Consider the following 500-nt stretch of genomic DNA (forward strand, 5'->3'; position numbering starts at 1 on the left):
AAGGCTTAATTTTGTTGATTGTCTTCGGGGTTGCGATCCCAGCGGTGCTTGCTTGGTTCTATTATCGTTTCCTACGTGTTATTGGGCAAACACGAGTACAAGATCTACGATTGCGTGAGGTTTAGTTATTTAAATTGGTTGCGATTTGGTGGTTAATCGTTCATACTCAAAGAGGCTATCATTGACTAATGAATAGATAGTTGATATTCTTACTATAAATAAGTGAAAGAGGGCATGAACATGGAATTTTATCAACCAGAGTTAAATGATGATGAAACAATTCGCCAAGAAATCGCAAAGCCTGGTAAGCAAGTGATGTTCTTGCAAGCTGATTGGTGTGGTGACTGCAAAGCTATCAAGCCTTTAGTTAAAGATATTAAAAAAAGTGTCACTTCTGCAGGTATTAACTGGTTTGATGCTGACCGTGATGCAAACTTAGCCATTGCGCAAGAACAAGGATTGATGGGTATTCCTGCTTTTGTTCTTTTTGAGGATGGCAA

At 38.8% G+C, this 500-nt stretch carries 1 protein-coding gene; it reads left to right on the plus strand.

The window, feature by feature from the left end:
* Positions 1-240: 240 nt before the first annotated feature.
* A partial coding sequence (locus tag CP370_RS09230; protein WP_098046678.1) for a thioredoxin family protein occupies positions 241-500 on the plus strand: 260 nt, incomplete at its 3' end.

The sequence above is a fragment of the Lactobacillus sp. UMNPBX19 genome, from assembly GCF_002553805.1.
Lineage (GTDB): Bacteria > Bacillota > Bacilli > Lactobacillales > Lactobacillaceae > Lactobacillus.